This window comes from Actinocatenispora rupis (assembly GCF_016861975.1).
Lineage (GTDB): Bacteria > Actinomycetota > Actinomycetes > Mycobacteriales > Micromonosporaceae > Actinocatenispora > Actinocatenispora rupis.
Map to the genome: position 1 here is coordinate 115,004 of NZ_BOMB01000016.1, position 15,878 is coordinate 130,881.

General features: G+C 73.8%; 17 protein-coding genes and 1 pseudogene. 7 read left to right on the forward strand and 11 right to left on the reverse strand.

Going from position 1 to position 15,878, the window contains the following annotated elements; genetic code table 11:
* Positions 1–67: 67 nt before the first annotated feature.
* The 11 genes and pseudogenes from Aru02nite_RS14715 to Aru02nite_RS14765 all read right to left on the reverse strand — a co-directional run bounded on the left by Aru02nite_RS14715 (position 68) and on the right by Aru02nite_RS14765 (position 10,989).
* Positions 68–433, reverse strand: a complete 366-nt coding sequence (locus Aru02nite_RS14715; protein WP_203658064.1) for an MmcQ/YjbR family DNA-binding protein — start codon at positions 431–433, stop codon at positions 68–70.
* Positions 430–1,419 carry an NrfD/PsrC family molybdoenzyme membrane anchor subunit gene (gene nrfD, locus Aru02nite_RS14720; RefSeq protein WP_308446269.1) on the reverse strand — a complete coding sequence of 330 codons (990 nt, stop codon included), beginning with the start codon at positions 1,417–1,419 and terminating at the stop codon, positions 430–432. The genes Aru02nite_RS14715 and nrfD overlap by 4 nt, the downstream gene beginning before the upstream one ends.
* Positions 1,416–2,333 (reverse strand): 4Fe-4S dicluster domain-containing protein, encoded by a 918-nt coding sequence (locus tag Aru02nite_RS14725; RefSeq protein ID WP_203658065.1) that lies wholly within the window; start codon positions 2,331–2,333, stop codon positions 1,416–1,418. The genes nrfD and Aru02nite_RS14725 overlap by 4 nt, the downstream gene beginning before the upstream one ends.
* 2 nt (positions 2,334–2,335) lie before the next feature.
* Positions 2,336–5,542 (reverse strand): annotated as a pseudogene (fdh, locus tag Aru02nite_RS14730) (formate dehydrogenase); the annotation flags it as partial.
* 106 nt (positions 5,543–5,648) lie between these two features.
* Positions 5,649–6,161, reverse strand: a complete 513-nt coding sequence (locus Aru02nite_RS14735; protein ID WP_203658067.1) for a GNAT family N-acetyltransferase — start codon at positions 6,159–6,161, stop codon at positions 5,649–5,651.
* 11 nt (positions 6,162–6,172) lie between these two features.
* Positions 6,173–6,673, reverse strand: coding sequence for a hypothetical protein (locus Aru02nite_RS14740; protein WP_203658068.1), 501 nt, complete (start codon positions 6,671–6,673; stop codon positions 6,173–6,175).
* Positions 6,674–6,802: 129 nt separating this feature from the next.
* Positions 6,803–7,441: a response regulator gene (locus Aru02nite_RS14745; protein WP_203658069.1), complete on the reverse strand. Its 639-nt coding sequence runs from the start codon at positions 7,439–7,441 to the stop codon at positions 6,803–6,805.
* Positions 7,438–8,604, reverse strand: a complete 1,167-nt coding sequence (locus tag Aru02nite_RS14750; protein WP_203658070.1) for a sensor histidine kinase — start codon at positions 8,602–8,604, stop codon at positions 7,438–7,440. Before Aru02nite_RS14750 ends, Aru02nite_RS14745 begins: the two co-directional genes overlap by 4 nt.
* 121 nt (positions 8,605–8,725) lie before the next feature.
* Entirely contained in the window at positions 8,726–10,273 is a 1,548-nt protein-coding gene (locus Aru02nite_RS14755) for a PH domain-containing protein (RefSeq protein WP_239076691.1), read from the reverse strand.
* Positions 10,270–10,779, reverse strand: a complete 510-nt coding sequence (locus Aru02nite_RS14760) for a PH domain-containing protein (RefSeq protein ID WP_239076692.1) — start codon at positions 10,777–10,779, stop codon at positions 10,270–10,272. Before Aru02nite_RS14760 ends, Aru02nite_RS14755 begins: the two co-directional genes overlap by 4 nt.
* Positions 10,780–10,815: 36 nt before the next feature.
* Entirely contained in the window at positions 10,816–10,989 is a 174-nt protein-coding gene (locus Aru02nite_RS14765) for a hypothetical protein (RefSeq protein WP_203658072.1), read from the reverse strand.
* Between the two features lie 196 nt (positions 10,990–11,185).
* Here Aru02nite_RS14765 and Aru02nite_RS14770 point away from each other — a divergent pair, with 196 nt between their 5' ends.
* The 7 genes from Aru02nite_RS14770 to Aru02nite_RS14800 form a co-directional block, all read left to right on the forward strand.
* Positions 11,186–12,079 carry a helix-turn-helix domain-containing protein gene (locus Aru02nite_RS14770; protein ID WP_203658073.1) on the forward strand — a complete coding sequence of 298 codons (894 nt, stop codon included), beginning with the start codon at positions 11,186–11,188 and terminating at the stop codon, positions 12,077–12,079.
* Between the two features lie 5 nt (positions 12,080–12,084).
* Positions 12,085–12,291, forward strand: coding sequence for a DUF397 domain-containing protein (locus Aru02nite_RS14775; RefSeq protein WP_203658074.1), 207 nt, complete (start codon positions 12,085–12,087; stop codon positions 12,289–12,291).
* A gap of 211 nt (positions 12,292–12,502) precedes the next feature.
* Positions 12,503–12,703 (forward strand): DUF397 domain-containing protein, encoded by a 201-nt coding sequence (locus Aru02nite_RS14780; RefSeq protein ID WP_203658075.1) that lies wholly within the window; start codon positions 12,503–12,505, stop codon positions 12,701–12,703.
* A gap of 676 nt (positions 12,704–13,379) precedes the next feature.
* A complete protein-coding gene (locus tag Aru02nite_RS14785) occupies positions 13,380–13,559 on the forward strand; it encodes a hypothetical protein (RefSeq protein WP_203658076.1) in 180 nt (59 codons plus the stop codon).
* Between the two features lie 64 nt (positions 13,560–13,623).
* Positions 13,624–14,196 carry a helix-turn-helix transcriptional regulator gene (locus Aru02nite_RS37570; protein ID WP_203658077.1) on the forward strand — a complete coding sequence of 191 codons (573 nt, stop codon included), beginning with the start codon at positions 13,624–13,626 and terminating at the stop codon, positions 14,194–14,196.
* Positions 14,193–14,675: a hypothetical protein gene (locus Aru02nite_RS14795; RefSeq protein ID WP_203658078.1), complete on the forward strand. Its 483-nt coding sequence runs from the start codon at positions 14,193–14,195 to the stop codon at positions 14,673–14,675. Before Aru02nite_RS37570 ends, Aru02nite_RS14795 begins: the two co-directional genes overlap by 4 nt.
* A gap of 96 nt (positions 14,676–14,771) precedes the next feature.
* Positions 14,772–15,878: NAD(P) transhydrogenase subunit alpha (locus tag Aru02nite_RS14800; protein ID WP_203658079.1), on the forward strand; the 1,107-nt coding region annotated here is incomplete at its 3' end.

The following is a 15,878-nucleotide window of genomic DNA, read 5'->3' on the forward strand; positions in this document are numbered from 1 at the left end:
CGGACGGTCCCCACCAGTCTCGCCGCCGCCGGTGCCCGTGTCCGGCTTTTCCGCGTACTCGCGGCGCTCAGCCGTCGAGCACACCCCGGTCGTACTCGGCGACCAGGCGTTTCGGGGCCTGCTGCCGCCACGCCTCGGTGACGAGGGCGGCGAGGCGTTCGGCGGGCAGCCCGTCGAGGCGTACCTCCAGGCCGAGGAAGCTGCGGCGGGCGTCGGGCCGGCGCTGCGGCGTGCACCGGCCCGGGTCGGCGGCGGCCTCCTCGGCGGCACGCTCCTCGGCGATGCAGAACACCGCCGTGGTCCCGTCCCGCCCCATCCCGAGGAAGGTCCGGCCGCGGACCTTGAACACCGGTACGTGGAAACGGAAGTGGCTGCTCTCCTCGACCTCGGGCAGCGCGGTCGCCCACTGTCGGACGTCGTCGGTACCGCTCATTCCGGCAGCGTATCCGCGCCGGCCGGATCGGTGGCCCGGGCCGCGAGACGTTCCCGCTGCGGGACCACCGTGTACTTCGGGTCGCGCGCGGACGCGCGGCCCGCCTCGAACACCGCGAACCGCGTGGTGACCGAGCCGGCGGCGAGCAGTACGCCGGCGGCGACGCCGAGCCAGCGCCGCCGCCCCGCGACGGCACCGAGCCCGGCACCCGCGGCGGTCAGTACGGTCGCCGCACGGTGCATCCGCCCGACCCGACCCTGGTGGTACGGCTCGGACAGCAGCGGGCCGAGGCGGCGCAGCATCAGCCGGCTGGCGCCGAGTTCGAGCCCGGCGCCGAGTACGGCGAGGCGACGGGCCGGTCCGGCCTGCGCGGCGGGTGCGGCGATCATGCCGGCCGCGCCGGCCGACGCGAGAGCGCTGCCGCCGAACACGAACGGCAGCTCGCGGTGCGCCTCGTGCCACGCCGGTACGGCCGTGTCGGCGAGCAGCGCCGCGGTGTACGTGGCCATCGCGGGCCCGAGTACGGCGGCGCCGGCGCCGGCGAGCCGGCCGATCGTGGGCAGCCGGCCGGTCACGTCGCTGAGGGCCGCGCCCGCGGCCAGCCCGGTGAACGGCGCGAGGATCCAGGAACCGACCGACAGCGGCGACGTGGGCTTGAGTACCCGGAGCATGTTCAGGAAGCGGGCGGGGCGGCCGAGGTCGTGCACGAGCGCGCCGACGCTGGCCAGGGACGCGGCACTGGCGGTGACCCGGCCGACCCGGCGCAGGCACGGCCGCCCGGTGGCGTCGGCGAACGCGGCGAGCAGCGCGGACCCGCCCGCCATTCCGCCGAGGAACAGGTACGCCGGCACGTCGGGAACCTTCCACACCGGCTGCTTGAGGATCGGACGCCCGTAGTACGAGCCGAACTCGGCCTCGGGCACCATCGCCGCCTCGGCACCACGCCGCCGCCTGCGTACGCCCGGGTCGCGGTCCGGCGCGCTCACCGTCGCCCGCCCAGGAACGCGGCGACCGCGGCCACCGCGACCGCGCCGGCGGCGAGCGCCACGTGCTTGGCGATCGACGGCAGGTCGCGGGTGGTGACCACCGGATCCGGCGGCAGCCCGTACGTCTCCGGCTCGTCCAGCAGCAGGAAGAACGCGCCGTCGCCGCCGACCCCGTCGTCCGGATCCCGCCCGTACAGCCGGGCGTCGGCGACGCCGTCGTCGTGCAGCGCGGCCAGCCGGGCGTCGGCCCGTTCGCGCAGCTCGTCCAGTTCCCCGAACTGGATCGAGTCGGTGGGGCACGCCTTGGCGCAGGCCGGCTCCATCCCGGCGCCGAGCCGGTCGTAGCACATCGTGCACTTGAACACGCGGCCGTCGTCGTGCCGCTGGTCGATCACCCCGTACGGGCAGGCCGGCACGCAGTAGCCGCACCCGTTGCACACGTCCGGCTGCACCACGACCGTCCCGAACTCGGTGCGGAACAGCGCGCCGGTCGGGCAGACGTCCAGGCAGGCGGCGTGCGTGCAGTGCTTGCACACGTCGGACGACATCAGCCAGCGCACCCCGCCGTCCGGGGCGCCGACGGTCGGCATGCCCAGGTCGACGGCGTCCGCGGTACCGGCGGCGGCGAGCGCGTCGACGCTCCCGTCCGGCCGGGTCGCGGGCTGCTCCACGAACGCCACGTGCCGCCAGGTGTTCGCGCCGAGCGCCTGCGTGTTGTCGTACGACAGGCCGGAGATGCCGTCGGCGCCGGCACCGGTCGGCAGCAGGTTCCACTCCTTGCACGCCACCTCGCACGCCTTGCAGCCGATGCAGACCGAGGTGTCGGTGAAGAACCCCATCCGCGGCGGGTGCCCGTGGTCGTACCCGGCGTCGCCGGCCACGTCGGGCAGCGGACCGTACAGGCTGTGGGTCATCCGTCCTCCCCGATGCCGGCCCGCCGACGGTACGCCCGGACGAGCGCGAGCAGCTCCGGGCCACGCGGCCGGCGACCGGGCCGGATGTCGCAGGTCGCGGCCTTCGCCTCCTGGATGTACACGTTCGGGTCCAGCTCGATGCCCAGCAGGTCGTTCGCCGCGTCGCCGGTGGCGATCCCGTTCGACCCCCAGTGGTACGGCAGGCCGATCTGGTGCACCGTCGTGTCGCCCAGCCGCAGCGGTCGGATCCGCGCGGTGACCAGTACCCGCGCCTCGATGGCGGTGCGGGGCGTGACCACCGTGGCCCACCCGCCGTGGGTGAGCCCGCGCTCGGCCGCGAGCGCCGGGGACACCTCGCAGAACATCTCGGGCTGCAGCTCCGCCAGGTACGGCAGGGTGCGGCTCATCCCGCCCGCGGTGTGGTGCTCCGTCAACCGGTACGTGGTGAACACGTACGGGTAGACGTCACCGCCGAACTGATGGATCGGGTTGTCCGGCCGCGGGTACCGCTGGCGGACCGGGTTCGACTGCCGGGTCGGGTAGAGCGGGTTGCGCAGCACCGACTCGGCCGGCTCGTAGTGCGTGGGCAGCGGCCCGTCGGCGAGCCCGGTGGGCACGAACAGCCAGCCCTTCCCGTCGGTCTGCATGATGAACGGGTCGACGCCGGCCAGCGCGTCCTCGGCCGTCGCATCCGGCGGCGGCCGGTAGGCGGGGTCCTTCGTCGGCTCGAAGTCCGGGACGTCGGCGCCGGTCCACCTGCGCTCGTCGGCGTCCCACCAGACGTACCGCTTCCGTTCGCTCCACGGGTTGCCGTCCGGGTCGGCGCTCGCCCGGTTGTACAGGATGCGACGGTTCGCCGGCCAGGCCCAGCCCCACTCCGGCGCGACCCAGCTCTGCTCGTGTCCGGGCTTGCGCCGGGCGGTCTGGTTGACCCCGTCGGCGCGGCAGCCGCAGTAGATCCAGCAGCCGCACCGGGTCGAGCCGTCGTCGCGCAGCTGCGTGTACGACGACAGCGGGCCGTCGGGTCCGAACCCGTTGATCTCGGCGAGGACCGCCTCGGCGGACGGGTCGTCGTACCGCCCCTCGGTGGGGTAGTCCCACACGAGGTCGAGTACCGGCCGGTCGCGGGGATCGGTGGAGCCCGCGAGCTTGCGGCGGATCGCGCGGCCCAGGTGGTAGAAGAACCACAGGTCGCTGCGGGCGTCGCCGGGCGGCTCGATCGCCTTGTGGTGCCACTGGAGCAGCCGCTGCGTGTTGGTGAACGTGCCGTCCTTCTCCACGTGGCTCGCGGCTGGCAGGAAGAACACCTCGGTACCGATGGTCTCGGTGGACAGCTCACCGGTCTCGATCTCCGGCGCGTTCTGCCAGAAGGTGGCCGACTCGATCAGCGAGAAGTCCCGCACCACCAGCCAGTCCAGGTTCGCCAGGCCGAGCCGCTGGAGCTTGCCGTGCGCCGAGCCGACCGCCGGGTTCTCCCCGACCAGGAAGTACCCCTTCACGGAGCCGTCGACCTGGCCCATGACCGTCGAGTACGTGCCGTGGTCGCCGGTCAGGCGCGGCAGGTGGCCGAAGCACCAGTCGTTGTCCTCCCGCGCCGCGTCACCCCACCACGACTTCAGCAGGCTGACCAGGTACGCGCGCATGTGCCCCCAGTACCCGGTGCGGCCGGCGTCGGCCGCCACGAAGGCGTCGAGGTCCTCGTGCTGGTGCGCGTGCGGCATCGGGATGTACCCGGGCAGCAGGTTGAACAGCGTCGGAATGTCGGTCGAGCCCTGGATGCTCGCGTGCCCGCGCAGCGCCATGATCCCGCCGCCCGGCCGGCCGATGTTGCCGAGCAGCAGCTGCAGGATCGACGCCGTCCGGATGTACTGCGCGCCCACGGTGTGCTGCGTCCACCCGACCGAGTACACGAAGGCGGTGGTCCGGTCCCGGCCGCTGTTGGCGACGACCGCCTCCGCGATCCGGGCGAACGTCCGGGGGTCGATGCCGCAGACCCGCTCCACCAGCTCCGGCGTGTACCGGGCGAAGTGCCGCTTGAGCACCTGGTACACGCAGCGCGGGTGGGTGAGCGTCTCGTCGCGCTCGGGCCGCGCGCTCGCCGCGCCGGCGGCGCCGCCGCTGCCGGCCGCCTCCGCCCGGCCCGCCTCGTGCCCGACGCCCGCCTCGTCCCACTGGTCCCGGCTGCCGGCCGCCGACGCCTCCGACGCCCCCTCGTACTGCCAGGACGTGGCGGAGTAGCTGCCGGTGTCCGGGTCGTAGCCGCTGAACACCCCGGCCAGGTCCTCGGTGTCCACGAACTCGTCGGACAGGATCGCGGCCGCGTTCGTGTACGCCACGACGTACTCGCGGAAGTCCGCCTCGCGGGTGAGGACGTGGTTCACGAGCGCGCCCAGGAACGCGATGTCGGACCCGGCGCGCAGCGGTACGTGCAGGTCCGCGAGCGCCGAGGTACGCGTGAACCGCGGGTCGACGTGGATGACCGTGGCACCGCGCTTCTTCGCCTCCACGACCCACTGGAACCCGACCGGATGGCACTCGGCCATGTTCGAGCCCTGGATGACGATGCAGTCGGCGTTGGCGAGGTCCTGCTGGAAGGTGGTCGCGCCGCCACGCCCGAACGAGGTCCCCAGACCGGGGACGGTGGCGGAGTGTCAAATGCGCGCCTGGTTCTCCACCTGGATCGCGCCGAGCGCCGTGTACAGCTTCTTGGCGAGGTAGTTCTCCTCGTTGTCGAGGGTCGCCCCGCCGAGGTGCGCGAAGCCCAACGTCCGGTTCAGTACGCGGCCGTCGGAGTCGGTGTCCTGCCAGGTCTCCCGCCGCGTGGCGAGGACGCGGTCGGCGATCATGTCCATCGCCGTGTCGAGGTCCAGCTCCTCCCACTCCGTCCCGTACGGCCGGCGGTACCGCACGGTCGTGACCCGGTCCGGGTTGGTGACGAGCTGCTTGCTGGCGCTTCCCTTGGGGCACAGGCGACCCCGGCTGACCGGCGAGTCCGGGTCGCCCTCGATCTGGGTGACCGCGCCGTCCTTGACGTACACCCGCTGGCCGCAACCGACCGCGCAGTACGGGCAGACGGAGCGGACCACGGCGTCGGCCGTCTCGGTCCGCGCGGTGAGCCCGTCTGTACGCCGGGAGCGGGCCGCGGCGCCCCTCCCGAGGCGGTCGGCCCCGGCCAGTTGCCGCAGCACCGGCCAGCCCAGGAACGTCACGGCACACCTCCCGTCACGCCCATCCTGCCGCGCCCGGCCCGGTCCCGCACCCCGGACACGCCATCCCGCCGCCCGAGGGCACGCTCCGCCGGGCCGGCGGTACGGGTCAGTCCTCGTCGAACGCGGCGGCGAAGCGGGCGCCACCGGCCGGCACCGTACCGTCCGGGCCGACCGGGCGTACCTGGAAGGCTTCGTCCGGCCAGCGCGGATCGGGCGGCGTCACCCCGTGCGCCGACGCCCGCTCGAACCCGAACCGCGGGTAGTACCCGGGGTGGCCGAGCAGCATCACGGCGGTCTCGCCGCGCGCCTCGGCGGCGTCCAGCGCCGAGCCGACCAGCAGCCCGCCGAGCCCCCGCCGCTGACTGTCCGGTACGACCGCGAGCGGCCCCAGCGCGACCACCGGCACGTCGCCGACGTACCCGCGGGTGAGCAGGACGTGGCCGACGACGCGACCGTCCGGCGCCTCCGCCACGTACGACAGGCCGGGCAGCCAGCCGGGGTCGTCCCGCAGCCGGTCCACCAGATCCGCCTCGTACGCGCGGCCGAACGCCGCCTCGTTCACCGCGTGCACCGCCGTACGGTCGGCGTCGCGTTCCGGTCTGATCCGCCACTCGGCCATGGGGCCTCCCGTCAGTCGCGGGCGGACCGTACCAGCGGGTCGGCCGGCGCGGCAGCCGATTTCGGCAGCCGCCGGGCCCGGCGCAGCAGCACGATCTGCTGGGCGCCGAGGGTGACGCCGAAGCCGAGCCACAGCGCGCCGACGAGGACCGGCTCGCCGAAGCCGACGACCGCCACGCCCGACACGAGCAGCCGCGCCACGATCGTCGCCAGCCACAGCAGGAGAATGCGCACGTCGCCGCGGCGCACGACCGTACCGTCGGCGGCGCGCCACAGCGGCATCACCGCGCCGCGCGCCAGCCCCAGCGCCGCCGACAGCACCGTGCCCACCGCGAGCAGGCCCGCCCCGGCCACCGTCGCGCGCCCCGGACCCGGTGGTACGAAACCGATCCCGAGCAACACCACCACCCACAGGAACTGTGCCGCCGTCACGCGCCGCACCGTGAACTGCCGCACCAGTACGAAGCCGACCGCGAGTACCACGATCGCCACGGTGACCATGTCCTGCCGCACCACGCCTCCTTCGCCGACAACCCCGCCGGCCTCCTTCGCCGACAACCCCGCCGGCGAACGTACGGTCCGGGCGGTGCCGGTCGCGTCGGAGCGCGCTCCGAGATCCCCGTACGACCGGGGTCGGAGCGCTCAGGCGAGCCCGCTCCGGTACGCCAGCGCGACGAGCTGCGCGCGGTCCCGGCAGCCGGTCTTGGCGAGCAGGTGCGTGATGTGCGTCTTGACGGTGGCCTCCGAGATGACCAGGTCGGCGGCGATCTCGGCGTTGGACAGCCCGGCGGCGATCCGCCGCAGCACGTCCAGTTCCCGGCCGGTCAGCCCGGCGAGGTCGGTCGGCGGCCGGGTGGCGCGCGCGTACCCGTCGAGCAGGCGCCGCTGCACGCTCGGGTCCAGCAGCGCCTGTCCGGCCGCGACCGTCGTGATCGCGTGCCGGATCTCCTCCGCGCTGGCGTCCTTCGTCACGTACCCGCGGGCACCGGCGTCGAGCGCGGCGAACACCCAGTCGTCGTCGGAGTACGTGGTGAGCACGACGACCCGGGTACGCGGGTGCGCGGCGAGGATCCGCCGGGTCGCGGTCGGCCCGTCGCAGTGCGGCATGGACAGGTCCATCAGCACCACGTCCGGCGCCCACTCGCCCGTACGGGCCAGCGCGTCGTCGCCGTCCACCGCCGTGCCCACCACCTCGATGCCCGGCAGCAGACCGAGCAGCATCGTCAGCCCGTCGCGTACGACCCGCTGGTCGTCGACCACGAGTACCCGGATCGGCGTCATGCCGGCACCTCCGGCGCGGGGGAGCGCAGCGGCAGCCGCAGGCGTACCGCGAAGCCGTCGTCGGCGGGGCCGGCGGACAGGTGCCCGCCGAGCAGTTCGGCCCGTTCCGCCATGCCGGCCAGGCCGAACCCGCCGGACCGGTCCGCGCGTACGCGGGCGCCGCCGGTGTCGGTGACCTCGACCGCGAGCGCGTCGGCGGACCAGTGCACGGCGACCCGGGCGCGGGCGTCCGGACCGGCGTGCCGCGTCGTGTTCGTCAACGCCTCCTGCACCGTCCGGTACACGGCCAGCCCGGCCTCCGGACCGACCGCCCGGGGCGTACCGGTGACGGTGAGGTCGACGGGCAGCCCGAACTCGCGCCGGCTGCGGTCCACCAGCTCGTCCAGCAGCGCCGGACCGGGCAGGGCGCCGCCGCGCAGCGCCGTCACCGCACGCCGGGCGTCGGCGATGCCGGACCGGGTCAGCCGGTGCGCCTGGTGCAGCTGCGCCACCAGCCGAGGATCCGCCCCGGTACGGTCCGCGAGCACCTTCGCCGTCTCCAGTTGCAGCGCCAGCCCGGCGAACGTGTGCGCCACGATGTCGTGCACCTCCCGCGCCAGCGCGCCGCGTTCCCGCAGGACGGCGGCCTGCTCGGCGGCCACCCGCGCCGCCGCCTCCCGCGCCAGCAGTTCCTCCGCGCGGGCGCGGGCCGCGACGCTCACCGCGGCCAGGTCACCCACCAGGTACACGAACGCGGCGCCGAGCGCGATCACGCCGGCGACCGCCACCGGGAAACCCGTCGCGGCGAGTACGGCGACCTGCACGGCCAGCACACCCGCCGCCACCGGTACGGAGACGCGGTGCGGGTTGCGCATCGCGAGCCGTACCAGCGCCACGTACCCCAGCAGGTAGCCGAGGCCGTTCGGGGCCACCGCGCTGATCGCCGTACCGCAACCGGCGAGGGCCACGCACAGCGTGACGTGCCGCCAGCCACCCGGGTACCGGTCGGCGACCAGCACCACCCACACCACCGCGGCACCGGCGGCCAGCGCGAGCACCGCCGTACGTCCCGGCCCGGATGCCCCGAGTACGGCGGCGGTCAGGGCCACCACCACGCACGCGGTGCCCACCCAGCCCGTCCAGTGCCGCCCCCGGATCCACTCGACCGGGCGCCGTACGCCCACCGTCGCCTCCTCGTTCCGCCGGCGGGACGTCGCCCGACCTGCGGTCCGACCCTAGCGGGCGGCCCCGCGGCGGCGCCTCGGACCAGGGTCCGAGCCCGCTACGACCCCGGTCGGAGACCGCTCACGCCTCGACGGTGCTGCGGACCGGCCCCGCGGCCGTCTCCAGGAACGGGGTGAGCAGTCCCGGGATCGCGGCGTCGGCCAGCGCGGTCGCGTCGTCCAGCGCGATGTCCTGCACCGGGTACCGCTGCTCGCCGCCGGCGGTGGTGGCCGTCAGCGTCGCCAGCCCGGCGCGCCGCTGGAAGAACGACCGCCGCACGGTCCACCCGATGATCCCGTCGGTGGGCAGCGCGCAGCGTCGCCGGACCAGGCTGCCGCGCCCGGTGACGAGCGTCCCGTCGACCAGCGCGTGCCCCAGGCTCCGGTACCGGTCGGTCGCGACCAGCGCCGCCAGTACCAGCAGCACCACGGACGCCTGCGGCACCCAGCCGGGCAGCCCGACCAGCAGCCACAGCAGCGCCAGCGCCGCGACCACCACCAGGCACGGCCACAACGCCCGGGTGTACCGCCGGCGGCGGGCGCGCGGCCCGTGCGGGGTGAGCGGGACCGTGAACGGCGCGGGACGCCCGAGTACGGCGACGGCGACGCGGTGCGCCTCGGCCCGCGGCGCGGACGGCAGCAGCAGTGACCCGCCCCGTTCCGCACCGCGGCCGACGCGCAGCCCGGTGGCGATGGCGATGCACCGAGCCCCGCGTACGGCGCGCAGCAGCATCGGTTCGCTCAGCTCGACGCCGCGCAGCCGGCGTTCCTCCAGGGTCACGGCGCGGGTGGTGATCAGGCCGCGGGTGATGTGCAGGGTGCCGCCGGGCAGCCGGCTGAGCCGGAAGTTCCAGAACGCCAGCACGTACCCGGCGGTGCCGGCGACGGCGGCGAGCACCACCAGGACCACGAGTACCTCAAGGACGAGGATCGGCACGGGGGTGTGCAGCACCCGGTCGGTCACCTCGCGGGTCGCCCCGTACTTCGTCGGGTCGACGTGGAACTCGTTGACCAGCCGGGACAGGAACGCGGCGACCACACCGACGGTGACCAGCCCGGACAGCGTGAACGGCCCGTACCCGATCCAGCGCGGTGACAGCCGCGCCAGCTCCGTGCCGGTCGGCGGCCCGGCGGGCGCCTCGGCCGCCGCCACGACCTCCCCGGTACGCGCGGCCGGACGCCGGTGCAGCAGCTCGTCCCGCAGCTCGGCGGCGACGGGGGCGGCCAGCGCGTCGAGCCGCAACTCGTCCGACCGACCGCGGTCGGAGCGCCCGGTGCCCACGCTCACCCGGGCCAGGCCGAGCAGCCGGTGCATCGGCGGCGCCGTCACGTCCACCGTACGGATCCGGTCCCGCGGTACGGACACCACGCGGCGGCGCAGCAGCCCGCGGCGTACCTGGACCTGCTCGGGGGAGATCCGGTAGCGGGTGGTGAACCAGCGCAGCAGACCCAGTACGACCGCGGCGGCCGCGCCGAGCGCACCCCACAACGGACCGTTTCCGCTGGTGGTACCGGCGATGAGCAGGCCGGCGAGGGCCGGGACGGACTGGATCAGCGCCTGCACCGGATGGATCACCAGCATCCGCGTACTCAGCCGGCGCCACTCCGGTACGTCGTCGGCGCGGGTCACGTCGCGTCGCCCCGTTCGGCCTGGGTGTCGGCGGTCAGCTGCTCGACGAGCTGGTCGGCGGTCTCCCGGTCGAGCCCGTCGATACGCAGCGGGCCGGCGGCCGAGGCGGTCGTGACGGTGACGTTGCTGAGCCGGAACACCTGCTCGAACGGTCCGCGGTCGGTGTCCACCGTCTGGATCCGGGACACCGGCGCGATCCGCCGCTCCTGGTTGAACCAGCCGGCCTGCGTGTACACCGCCTCGGTGGTGACCTCCCACCGGTGCACCCGGTAACGCCACTGCGGCATCACGATCAGGTGCACCGCGGCCAGCAGTACGGTCACCGGCACGGTCACGGTCCACCAGTCGCGCAGCCAGGACCAGCCGAGTACCAGCGCCACGATCTGCGCGGCGAGCAGGACCAGCCAGCCGAGACCCGCCCGGACCGTCCAGTATCCGATCGCGCGTCGGCTGACCCGGTGTCGCGGCGCCCGCAGTCGCACCGCCTGTACCGCCTCGTCACTCACGCCGCAACGATGACACATCGCCGCGCGCGCACCGTACTACCGCGGCGGGGCGGCGGCTTCCGCTTCCCGTTCGGTACGCGACGGGGTGGCGGTGGCGGTGAGGAGGCTGCGGAGTTCCTGGAGGCGGTCGTTGGCCGCGACCAGGACGGTCGTGGGCACGCGGTCCGGGTTCTCCCGACCGGGAACCCGCACCGGAGCGTCCTTTGACATGTGCTCCTCCGTGGCGTCATTGCCGACGAATTGGTCGTCGGCAGCAGCGTAGTGACCCCGGCCGCGACACGCCACCGGGAGGAGTACGGCGTGTCCCGCGTTCGGGGGCGGGCGGCTTGCGTGGGCGTGTCGGTTGCGCGGAGCATGTCGCACGACGTACGACAGTGAGGCATTCGCCTGTGTCAGGAGAGCCGGGATGATCAGTCCGCTGGTACGGCGGAAGCGGTTGGCGAAGGAACTGCGCCGCCTGCGCGACGACGCGGGACTGTCGTCGAGTCAGCTCGCCGCGCGCGCCAAACTCAACCGGCAGAAGATCTCGATGCTGGAGAACGGCCACCCGTTCACCAACGTCGCGGACGTCGCCGCCGTACTGACCGCGCTGGAACTGCCCGACCCGCACTGGCACGCACTCTTCCAGATCGCCGACGAGGCCACCAAGTCCGGCTGGTGGGAGTCGTACCGGGAGGGTCTCGGCGAACGCCAGATGGTGTACGTGAACCTGGAGTCGGGCGCCGCCGAGGTGCGCGAGTACAACCTGTTCGTGGTGCCGGGGGTGCTGCAGACGCCGGAGTACATCCGGCCGCGCGGGGAGCTGACCGCGTACCAGTGGCAGCAGTCCGGCAAGGGCCGGTACGACATCGACCGTGGCGTCAACGCCCGGATGATGCGCCAGCAGGTGTTGCGCCGACCGGGCGGCCCGTCGTACCACGCGATCCTGGACGAGCTGGTGATCCGGCGTGCCGCGGCCTCGCCGACGGTGATGGCGCACCAGCTGCGCACGCTGGCGGACGCCTCGACGGCGGACGGCCGTACCGCGGTCAGGGTACTCCCGATCGTTGCGGATCTGGGCGATTTGTGGTTGCCTCGCTCGCCCTTTTCGCTCTATACGTACCCTGATCCCGGCGACCCCACGGTCGCCGTGGTGGACACGGAGATCGAGGACTACGTCTACATCGAGGAGTCCGAGGTGCGGCCGTACCTGGAGCTCTGGAGCCGACTGGAGAAGGCCGCGCTGTCCGTGGACGAGAGCGCGAGGTTCCTGGCCGAGCAGGCCGAGCACTTCGCGAAGGCATCCGAGCGGAAGAGTTGATCGACATGGCTGATCTGGTCAGCGGCTACGGCACCTGGCGGAAGTCGTCCCGCAGCGGCAACACGACGGACAACTGCGTCGAAGTGGCGGGCGCCCCCGCCGCCGTCGGCGTACGCGACAGCAAGGACCGCTCCGGTCCGGTGCTGGCGGTCGTACCGGGCGCGTGGGCGGCGTTCGTGGCGGAGGTCCGGTCGGGGCGCCTGGACGGCTGACTCCCCGAGTACGGCAGGGAGGCCGGCGACCGTTCTGGTCGCCGGCCTCCGGTGTCTCCCGCGTACTGCCGGTCGGTGTCGGATCGGCGCCCTTGTCTGTTGTGACCGCGGTGGGTAATGCTCGAATCGACTGACGGTTCGACACGGGGGTCGCACCGGGTCACACGGCCGGCACGCGACTGTCGGGCCGGCGGAAAGGATCTCAGGGTCGATGAGCACGCCTACCCAGTGGCGCACGTCCAGTCGTAGCGGGAGCGCCGATCAGAACTGTGTCGAGGTCCGATCAACGGGCGACGGCACGATCCGGGTACGTGACTCGAAGGACCGGCGCGGGCCGGTCCTTGCCGTTGCGGAGGCGTCGTGGCATGCCTTCGTCGGCGGCGTACGAGCGGGGAGCTTCGGCGAGAAGTAACGCGTCAGGGGGTGGGTGGGGTGCGGGTTCCCACCCCCGCGTGTCCGCCCGTTCACCCTTTGTGGCGACAAGGACCGCGCAACGCGGCCGATCCGCTTGCGACCGACTGCGACTGGTGGCAGTGTCTGGACAGTCAAGGGAACCGTGACGGTCGAATCCGACGTCCGGCCGACCCGGCCGTACTGCTCCACACGACCGGCTCAGGCACCATGTGTTGCCCTTGCGGGGGTTCTGTCATGCGGTCGCGATCCGGCTCCTCACCTCGACGGTTCGGGGTGCGCCGACGCTTTGCGGCCATTCCTTCACATCTGCCGGCCGACCGTGTCGTCCGGCGCACCGGAGCCCGGCTCCACCGGATGGCTGTCGAGGTGTACGACAAGCATCGTCCGGGTACGTCGGGCCACTGTCCTGCCTGCGGTCGACGCGACTGCACCGCACGCCGCCACGCCGCCGAGGTCCTCACCGCTCTCGGCGACGATCCCCGGTGGTACGCGTTCGTCCCGTTCGGGGGCGACGCGTGATGGTGCGTACGGTCACGGTCGAGCCGACCGGTTCCTGGGCCACCGACCCGTATCTGCTGCGCGGAATGTTGCGTTGTGCAGGTTGCGGGGAGGCCGTCCTGCCGTTGCAGACCGTGGGTGGGCCGCGGTCGTACGCGTGCAGGTGCGGCTGCCGGATGGTCCCGCTGTCCGCCGAGGCGTTGGAGGCACGGGTATGGCGGGAGACCTCACGGATCGCCCCCGAGCGTGCGGCGGCGCGGACGCGCGCCACGCGGGCCGGGCTGATCGCGGAGATCTTCCGTTCCATCACCGTCGGCGGCGGCGTCACTGATCTGACCTACGCCCGTCGGACGTGACGGTGGTACGGACCGCCCGCCCGGAAAGCGGCGACACCCGACGTGTCACCGGAAGGGACATGCGATGAGCGTTGCCACGCTCCCGGCGCGACCCGACACGGCCCCGGGACCGACCCGTACCGTGTTGGCCTGCGTACCACCAGGACCCGCTGCCCGGCTGCTCGCCGAGCGGCTCTGCGGCCTCGGCCGCGGCCATCTCGTCCGCCTCGCCACCACCCCGCGTCAGGCCCTCACCGGGTACGCCCGGCAGCAGGCCGACGTCGTCCTCGTCGACTGCCGTTTCGTCCGCGACCCCATCTCCGTACTGGGGCCGCGGCGGTCCCCGCGTACCACGATGATCGTGGTGGACGTGGGGTACGACGGCGAGGCGCTGCTGGCCGCCGTCGCGGGCGCCGCCAGCGGTGGGCTGCGTCCTCCCGCGCGCCGCCCGTCCGGTCCGATCGTCCGGCTGACCGGTCGGGAGCAGCAGGTGCTCCGTTCGTTGTGCGAGGGCCTGACGAACGAGGAGATCGCCGAGGAGCTGAGCATCGGCGCGGACACGGTCAAGACGCACGTGCGCCGGCTGTACGACAAGCTCGGCGCGCGGCGGCGTACCCAGGCCGTCGCCCTGGCGTTGCGTGCGGGGCTGGTCGAGTGAGGCTGGCGGACCCCTCCGCCCGCCCCGAGATCGACGCGCTCGCCGACGGACTGCACCAACTGGCGCTCGCCGCGACGGCCGGTGCCGCCCGGTTACGTGCCGGCGGCGATCCGGCCGACGTGGTGGACCAGATCGGTGCCGTACTGGAGCCTGCGTACCTGGCGACGGTCGAGGCGTGCCGGTCGTACGGGCGGGCAGGGGGGTCGCCGGCACCGGCGACCGCGCTGCCCGCGGTGACCGGTGCCGAGCTGCCGGGCCTGTTCGTACTCTGGCGGCACCGCGACCTCACGGGCCAGTCCGGTACCGGCGTGGTGTTGTTCGGGTTGAGCTTTCCCGGGGGACCGGTGGTGACGCGCTGGCGTGGCGTCACCACCGGGATCTACCAGCTCGGGGTGTGGAACTCGGTGGACGAGGTCGTGGCGGTGCACGGGCACCACGGCGCCACGGACGTCGTCTGGCTGTTCAACCCGCCCGCCTGAAGTGGGCGTCACCGCAGGTGGACGGGGCTCGCGCGGCCGTCTCGATAGGGATAGCGTGACAAGCGTCCCGTTAAGACGGTTCTGTCGGGAGGCCCCGTGCGGATCGGTGTGGTGCGGGAGGGTCCGGGGGAGAACCGGGTCGCGGTCGTACCGGAGGCGGTGTCGCGGTTGGGCGCCGAGGTGCTGGTCGAGCGCGGGGCCGGCGCGGCGGCGTGTTGCCCGGACGCGGACTACGTGCAGGCCGGGGCGCGCCTCGTCGACCGCCCCACGTTGTACGCCGAGGCGGACGTCGTGCTGTCGGTCGGCGCGCCGCCGGACGACCTGGCCGACAGCGTCCACAGTGGACAGACCCTGGTCGGCCTGTACGCGCCGCGGGTGCGTACCGGGCTGATGGCCGCGCTGGCCGCCGCCGGCGTCACCGTGGTGAGCCTGGACGGACTGCCCCGGACGCTCAGCCGGGCGCAGCCGATGGACGCGCTGACCTCGCAGGCGAACGTGGCCGGCTACCAGGCCGTACTCGTGGCCGCTTCGGCGTACCCGCGGTACTTCCCGATGTTGATCACGGCGGCGGGCACCGCGCGACCGGCGCAGGTGCTCGTCCTCGGCGCCGGCGTCGCCGGACTGTCCGCCATCGGTACGGCACGGCGGCTCGGCGCGGTGGTCCGCGCCTACGACGTACGGCCGGCGAGCCGGGGCGAGGTCGAGTCGGTGGGCGCCGAGTTCGTGGAACTGGCGGGGGCGGTCGACGGCGCCGGCACCGGCGGGTACGCGCGCGCCCTCGGCGCCGACGAGCAGCGGTCCCAGCAGGAGGCGCTGGCGGCGCACGTGGCGCGGCACGACGTGGTGGTGACGACGGCGCAGGTGCCGGGCGGCCGGCCGCCGCTGCTGGTCACCGAGGAGGCGGTCAAGGCGATGCGGCCGGGTTCGGTCGTGGTCGACCTGGCGGCGTCGCCGGACGGCGGGAACGTGGCGCTGTCCGTACCGGAGGAGACGGTGCGCACCGACAACGGCGTGACGGTGATCGGTGCGCCGAACCTGCCGTCGCAGATGGCGCCGGCCGCGTCCGCGGCGTACGCGCGGAACGTGACGGCGTTGCTGGCGCACCTGACCGCCGACGGCGCCCTGCACATCGACCCCGACGACGAGATCACCGCCGGCGTGCTCGCGGTGCACGACGGCCGGGTACGGAGTGAGGTGACCGGA